This is a genomic window from uncultured Cetobacterium sp. (assembly GCF_947038635.1).
GTDB lineage: Bacteria > Fusobacteriota > Fusobacteriia > Fusobacteriales > Fusobacteriaceae > Cetobacterium_A.
On the sequence record NZ_CAMQXC010000115.1, the window covers coordinates 1 to 7,026 of the forward strand.

Consider the following 7,026-nt stretch of genomic DNA (forward strand, 5'->3'; position numbering starts at 1 on the left):
AGATATAACTTTTTAAGAAGGAAATGTTCTACCAAAAGTGAACAATAGAATGACAATAATAAAAAATATTTTATAGGAGGATTAATTATGGCTACTAACACTAGTACAACTAACAAACAGTTGACACTATTTGGATTTTTCACAATAACAGCCTCAATGGTTATGGCTGTTTATGAATATCCGAGTTTTGCAACTTCAGGATTTTCACTACTTTTCTTCTTACTGTTTGGAGGACTATTTTGGTTCATTCCAGTGGCACTTTGTGCAGCTGAAATGGCAACAATTCCAGGATGGGAAACAGGAGGAGTTTTCACTTGGGTTTCTGAATCATTAGGTGAACGTTGGGGATTTGCGGCAATATTCTATCAATTTTTCGAAATAACAGTTGGTTATATCCCAATGCTTTACTTTATAAATGGTTCATTATCGTACTTATTTGATTGGCCGGTTTTAAATGTAAATCCACATTTAAAATTAATTTCGATATTAATTGTATTTTGGATTTTAACATTCTCACAATTAGGTGGAACTAAATACACTGCTAAAATAGCAAGAATTGGATTTATATTTGGTATTGTAATACCAGCAATAATTTTAATAGGTCTTGCAATTGCTTATGTTGTAGCTGGAAATCCAGTACATATGGAAGTTAGCTGGAATTCATTCTTCCCAGATTTTACTAATGTAAATTCACTAGTTATTTTAGTATCATTTATCTTAAGTTATATGGGTGTAGAAGCATCAGCTTCCCATGCAAACGAGATGGCAAACCCTAAAAAACAATATCCAATAGCTGTATTTATGTTAGTTATTATAGCTATTGTTATAAGTTCTGCAGGAGGATTATCAATAGCTACAGTTATTCCAGCAAATGAGATAAACTTAAGTGCAGGAGTTAACCAAACTTTTGCTACATTAATTAATCACTATGGAAGTCACTTAGATTGGATTGTTAGAATTATAGCTGCATTTATAGGACTTGGAGTTTTAGCAGAGATAAGTGCTTGGATAGTTGGGCCATCAAGAGCTATGTATGTTGCAGCACAAAAAGGTATTTTACCTCCAGTGTTTAAAAAAGTTAATAAGCATGATGTTCCAGTTCCTTTAGTAATGTTCCAAGGAGTTATCGTAACTATTTGGGCAATTGTTTTAACATTAGGTGGAGGAGGAAATAATATGTCCTTCATGACATCAATGTCTTTAACAGTTGTTATCTATTTAATGACATACTTCCTATTATTTATAGGGTATTTAACATTAGTTTTAAAAAGAAAAGCAACAGATGCACAAGCATCTTACCAAATTCCAGGTGGAGTTGTGTTTAAATGTATCGTTGGTGCAATAGGATTCTTAACATCAGTATTTGCATTTATTATATCATTCTTCCCACCAGATAATATTCCAGGTGGAAATACAGGAGAGTATGAAACTATATTAACAGTAGGATTTATAGTTGTTTTAATTCTTCCATTTATAATATACGAATTTAGAGATAAAAAAAATGCAGTAACAATAGATCCAACAAGAATTACAACAGAAAATGCTCCTGAGCATCACTTCTTTGGACATCCTAAAGCTAGAGGAGAGTTCCATATTACTCCGCATCCAGATGATGTTATGCAACAAGATGAAGAACCAAAAAAAGTTGACAATCAGAAACAGGTAGAAGAGAAAAAAGAGGTTGAAACTAAACCAGAATCTAATGAAGAAAAAGAACAAAAATAAAAGTTCTTAGACATGGAGGCAAAAAAATGAATCAAGATGTATTAAGTAAAATAGTAGAGAACAATAAAGGTTTAATATCTCAAGGTGCTGTGGCAACATATATTCCTGAGTTAGCTAAAGTAAGCAAGGATTACTTAGGTGCGGTTATTGCATTTCCAGATGGAACTTTGTTATCAGCAGGAGATACAAAAATTAGATTTGCTATAGAAAGTATATCTAAAACAGTTGTTTTAGCTTTAGCTCTATTAGATAATGGAGAAGAGGAAGTATTTAAACATGTTCATAAAGAGCCTTCAGGAGATGCTTTTAACTCAATAAAAAAATTAGAAACAGAACCTGATCACTTACCAAGAAATCCCTTTATAAATGCAGGAGCTATTATGACAGCTTCTTTAATAAAAGGAAAAGATCCAGAAGATAAATTTAATAGAATTCTAGAGTTTATGAAAAAAATAAGTGAAGATGATTCTTTAGAGTTAGCTACAGATATCTATTTAAGTGAAAAAGCTACTGGAGATACAAATAGAGGTTTAGCTTACTATATGAAAGGACAAGGAGTTTTAAGTGGAAATGTAGAAGAGATTCTAGATGTATACTTTAAACAATGTTCAATATATGTAACTACAGAGAGTTTAGCTAAAATTGCAAGATTCTTTGCAAATGGTGGAGTTTTATCTAATGGAGAGAGAGTTATTCCTAAAAAATATGCACAAATAGTTAGTGGATTAATAGCTACTTGTGGAATGTATGATCAAAGTGGAGAATATCTTGATAATATTGGAATTCCAGGAAAATCTGGAGTTGGAGGAGGAATAATTTCTCCAGTATCAAGTAAAAAAATAGGTGTTGCAGTATTTGGACCAGCTTTAGATGCTGAAGGAAATAGTGTTGCAGGTATGGGAATAATGAAAGATATCTCAAAAGAGATGGAACTAGATATGTTTTAAAAAACTAAAAAAGGTCTCTTTAATTAAGAGACCTTTTTAAAATAGGAGGTATTCTATATGTTTCAAGGTGTAATACATGGAAATGTAGCGTTTATGGTAATAGCGACGGTGCTTGTATTTTTTATGACTCCTGGATTAGCATTTTTTTATGGAGGACTTGTAGAAAAGAAACATTCATTAACTCTAATGTTACAAATTTTCATTTCAATTGGAGTAGTAACTTTAATGTGGGTATTTGGAGGATTTAGTTTAGTATTTGGAAATACAATTGGTGGAATTATTGGAGATCCGTTTCAATACATGAATTTTAAAGATGTAATTTTTCAAGTAAATACTAAATATGGTTTAACAATTCCATTTTTAATGTTTTTCATGTATCAATTAATGTTCGCAATAATAACATTACCTTTAATGACAGGGTCAATAGTTAATAGAATAACAATGGGAGCTTGGATAAAATATCTTGTTATTTGGATGATCTTAGTTTATTTTCCTGTAGCTCACTGGGTATGGGGACAAGGATTTTTAGCTAAAATGGGATTTGTAGACTTCGCCGGAGGAACAGTTATTCACGTTTCAGCAGCATTTTCTGGATTGGGAGCTCTTTGGGTTCTTGGTAAGAGAAAAGTAATAACTGGGAAAGGACCATTTAATATGGGACTTGTAGCAGTTGGAGCTGGAATACTTATGTTTGGTTGGTTTGGATTTAATGCAGGAGGTACTTTAGCTGCTGCAGGAACAACAGCAATTGTATTTACAAATACAGGAGTAGCTGGTGCAAGTGGTATGATCGTATGGGCTATAATGTCATACTCAGAAAAGAAAAAGTTTTCATTTTTAGATCCTTTAATTGGAGCAGTAGCAGGACTAGCAACAATAACACCAGCTTCAGGATACGTAACACCACCATCTGCATTATTGATTGGAGCATTAGCAGGAATTGTATGTTTCTATGCAATAAAAATACCAAGAAAAATGCAATGGGATGATGCTCTAGACGTATGGGGTGTTCATGGTGTTGGTGGATTTATGGGAACTGTATTAATAGGTCTTTTAGCAAATGAAATGGTAAATAAAGTTTCAGCTAGTTCTCATCAATTATGGGTTCAATTGTTTGGAGCGTCATTAGTAGGAGTATACTCTATAGTAGTTTCGTATTTAATAATGAAATTTTTAGATAAAACTTCTAATATTAGAGTAACAAAAGAGCAGATTGAAAAAGGTTTAGATGAAAGTTTATTAAATGAAAAATATAGTGATGATTAAGAAAAGCTCTAAGCGAGTAAACGCTTAGAGCTTTTTTTCTGTTTATTTATGTTTTTCTATTTCCCAACTCATAATAGTTCTAATAATAACTATTAAAAGAACGAGTACAATATTTTGTAAATCTCTTAAAATAATAGTATCAACAATATCTGCAATAATTAGAAATTGAAGACCTACTAAAATATACTTATCAAAAGTTTCCCTCATTATTTTATTAAAACTAAGAGCTTCTTTATTTGTAAATAGAATTTTAACACTTTTTAAAAATCCAAAGCATATAACTCCTATAGATAGAGCTGTAAAAAAGAAAGCTAACCAATGTAATAAAAGTTTAAAGGAATCCATAATATAGTGTTCAAAAGTAAGCATAAAATCCACCCCTTAATAAAAAATTATCCCTCTAAATCTTGTTCTCCACCACCATTGACAGGAAGAATTTGTCCTGTTATCCATTTAGATAAAGGAGATGCTAAGAAAAATACAGCCATAGCTATATCATCAGCTTCTCCTAAAACCTTCATAGGTGTTTTCTTTAGCATAACCTGTTCCAACTCAGGAGTTAAAACTGTAGCTAATGCATGAGTTTTAATTGCACCTGGAGCAATAGCATTCACTCTAATAATTGGACCTAAATCAACAGCCATATATTTAGTGAGTTGATTAACAGCAGCTTTAGAACTTCCGTAAACACTCATATTATGACTTTGCATTATACTAGACATTGAACTAATATTAACGATTGATCCATATTCACTTGCAATCATATGAGGAGCACAAAGTCTAGAAAGATTAAAGATACTAAAAACATTAAGGTTATATATTTTTTGAAGATATTCAGGAGTTAGTTCTAAAAACTTTTCTCTTCCTCCTCCGCCACCTCCAGCATTATTAACTAGAATATTAATTTTACCAAACTCTTTAATAGTTGCCTTAACAACTTCCTCTAAATCTTGTATAGATGTAACATCACATTTTACTCCAAAGGCTTTAACACCTTCACCTCTAGCTTCAATAGCTGTATTGTCAGCATCAACTTTATTTAAATCAGCACATACAATATTAGCACCAGCTCTAGCTAACATTAAAGCAGAAGCTTTACCAATTCCAGCACCAGCACCAGTTATAATAGCAACCATACCTTTTAAATTATAGTGATTTTCAATTTTAAACATAATAAAACACCTCCTGATTTAATTTTCTAATAAAAGGTAGAAAATCCTTTTATTATTAAAAATTAAAAGGATTTAAAAAAATTATTTCGAAAAAAGTATTAAGAATATTGAATAAAGGAGGAATATATGAACATAGGAATATTAGGAAATGGAGTTGTAGGGAATGCTTTAGCAGAGGTTTTTCATAAATTAGGACACCCAGTTCAAATAGGGGTAAAAGATTTAAAAGAGGAGATTGAAAAAAAGCATTTTATAGAGTATGTTGATGGAAAAGATATAGCGGAAGATAATGAAATTATAATTATAGCTGTACCTGGAAATAAAGTTGAAAAAGCTGTAACAAATATAAAAAATCCTGAAGGAAAAATTTTTATTGATTTAACTAATCCAATTGGAGAGGATTATATTTTAACTCGTGGAAGATATACTTCTAATGGAGAGGTAGTACAAGAGATTTTAAAGGATTCTCATATAGTAAAAACTTTAAATACCCTTGGAGTAGAGAAATTAATTAATCCTTGCGTAAATGAAAAAAAATTAACAATGTTGTTAGCTGGGAATAATAAAATAGCTAATAAAAAAGTTGAAGAGTTACTTTTTGAAATGGGATTTGATCCAATGTTGATAGGAGATATACATTTTTCTAGATATTTAGAGCCTCTTGCAATGATTTGGATAGAGATGGTAAGGAAGCAAGGGAAATCTTTTGAAAATGGATTGATTTGGATAAGATAAAATGAGTAAAGAAAAATATGTGATCTATATTGCAGTATTGACTGCTTCTTTTGGTTATATTTTTGATTTTGATTCAGCAGTTATATCTAGTAGTGTTGAGGTTTTAGCAAATACGTTTAAAATAGATAAAAAAATGATAGGAACACTAATAACTATTGTTTTAGTAGGTGGGTTAATAGGTGGATTTTGTGCAGGATATTTTTCTGAAAAAATTGGAAGAAAAAAAACAATATTGTATAGCTTGTTAGGATTTCTAATAGGTGGTTTTATAACTACATTTTCTTTAAATATAGAGATGTTTATGTTAGGAAGATTAGTTATGGGACTAGGATTGGGAAGTATATTTTTAGTTGGAGCTATATATGTAATTGAGATATCTCCAATAGAAACTAGAGGAAGAAATGGAACGATTAATCAACTGTTTATGCCTTTTGGATTAGTTGTAGGATTTTGGTTGGCATATTTAATAACAAATACTTTAACAAATAGATTTATAATAGATAACTCATGGAGAGTTCTATTTTTTTTAGAAACTTTTCAAGGGTTAATTATATTTATACTTTTTTTAAGAATACCTGAAAGTCCAAGATGGTTGTACTTAAAGGGATACAAAGATAAAGCTAGAGAAAGTTTAAAAAAAGTATTAACTGATGAAAGAGTTGAAAAGGTTATGGAAGAGTTAGCTATAACTTCAGGTAGTGAAAAAGTAGAGGGTAAAATAAATTTTAGAAAAATTAATAAAGGAGTAAAAATAGTAATTGTACTAGTTGTAATTTCAGCAGTTTTCAAACAGTTTTCTGGAATAAACCCAATAATATATTATGCACCAGAGATTTTTCAAGAAACTTCATCAATTAATACATCAGGATATTTTCAAAGTGTTACAATGGGATTCTATGAGATTTTAGGGTCAGTTATTGTATTATTTTTAATTGATAAGTATGGAAGAAAAAAACTACTTTTTTACGGAACTTTAATAATGACTATTTCATTAGGATATTTGACTTACGCTCTTTTTTATAAAGAGCGAGGAGCATATGATGTATATTCAGTTTATATTTATAATTTAACATATACAGTAGCCTTTGGAACAGCATTAACAGTTTATATATCTGAGATTACACCAAATTCAATTAGATCTTTAGGAGTTACTCTTTTTAATGTTATAAACTATATATTTG

General features: G+C 30.5%; 7 protein-coding genes. 5 read left to right on the forward strand and 2 right to left on the reverse strand.

The window, feature by feature from the left end:
- Positions 1–87 precede the first annotated feature (87 nt).
- Genes gadC through Q0V08_RS09680 form a run of 3 tightly spaced genes read left to right on the forward strand, consistent with a single transcriptional unit; the run spans position 88 to position 3,938 of the window.
- Entirely contained in the window at positions 88–1,725 is a 1,638-nt protein-coding gene (gene gadC, locus Q0V08_RS09670) for a glutamate:gamma-aminobutyrate antiporter (RefSeq protein ID WP_297434288.1), read from the forward strand.
- Between the two features lie 26 nt (positions 1,726–1,751).
- A complete protein-coding gene (gene glsA, locus Q0V08_RS09675) occupies positions 1,752–2,672 on the forward strand; it encodes a glutaminase A (protein ID WP_297434290.1) in 921 nt (306 codons plus the stop codon).
- A gap of 57 nt (positions 2,673–2,729) precedes the next feature.
- A complete protein-coding gene (locus Q0V08_RS09680) occupies positions 2,730–3,938 on the forward strand; it encodes an ammonium transporter (protein ID WP_297434292.1) in 1,209 nt (402 codons plus the stop codon).
- Positions 3,939–3,980: 42 nt separating this feature from the next.
- Here Q0V08_RS09680 and Q0V08_RS09685 read toward each other — a convergent pair whose 3' ends face one another.
- On the reverse strand, positions 3,981–4,307 hold the full coding sequence (locus Q0V08_RS09685) for a DUF1622 domain-containing protein (RefSeq protein ID WP_297434294.1): 327 nt from the start codon (positions 4,305–4,307) through the stop codon (positions 3,981–3,983).
- A gap of 23 nt (positions 4,308–4,330) precedes the next feature.
- Positions 4,331–5,110 (reverse strand): glucose 1-dehydrogenase, encoded by a 780-nt coding sequence (locus Q0V08_RS09690; RefSeq protein ID WP_297434296.1) that lies wholly within the window; start codon positions 5,108–5,110, stop codon positions 4,331–4,333.
- Positions 5,111–5,236: 126 nt separating this feature from the next.
- Between Q0V08_RS09690 and Q0V08_RS09695 the strand changes: the two genes are divergently transcribed.
- Both Q0V08_RS09695 and Q0V08_RS09700 read left to right on the forward strand, forming a co-directional pair.
- On the forward strand, positions 5,237–5,845 hold the full coding sequence (locus Q0V08_RS09695; protein ID WP_297434298.1) for an NAD(P)-binding domain-containing protein: 609 nt from the start codon (positions 5,237–5,239) through the stop codon (positions 5,843–5,845).
- A 1-nt stretch (position 5,846) separates the two neighbouring features.
- Positions 5,847–7,026 (forward strand): MFS transporter (locus tag Q0V08_RS09700; RefSeq protein ID WP_297434300.1); only part of this gene is annotated, 1,180 nt, incomplete at its 3' end.

What these genes read in the sequence shown, in the direction of transcription:
- gadC (WP_297434288.1), top strand. Translation starts at nt 88, where the DNA reads ATGGCTACTAACACTAGTACAACTAACAAACAGTTGACACTATTTGGA.
- glsA (WP_297434290.1), top strand. Translation starts at nt 1,752, where the DNA reads ATGAATCAAGATGTATTAAGTAAAATAGTAGAGAACAATAAAGGTTTA.
- Q0V08_RS09680 (WP_297434292.1), top strand. Translation starts at nt 2,730, where the DNA reads ATGTTTCAAGGTGTAATACATGGAAATGTAGCGTTTATGGTAATAGCG.
- Q0V08_RS09685 (WP_297434294.1), bottom strand. Translation starts at nt 4,307, where the DNA reads ATGCTTACTTTTGAACACTATATTATGGATTCCTTTAAACTTTTATTA.
- Q0V08_RS09690 (WP_297434296.1), bottom strand. Translation starts at nt 5,110, where the DNA reads ATGTTTAAAATTGAAAATCACTATAATTTAAAAGGTATGGTTGCTATT.
- Q0V08_RS09695 (WP_297434298.1), top strand. Translation starts at nt 5,237, where the DNA reads ATGAACATAGGAATATTAGGAAATGGAGTTGTAGGGAATGCTTTAGCA.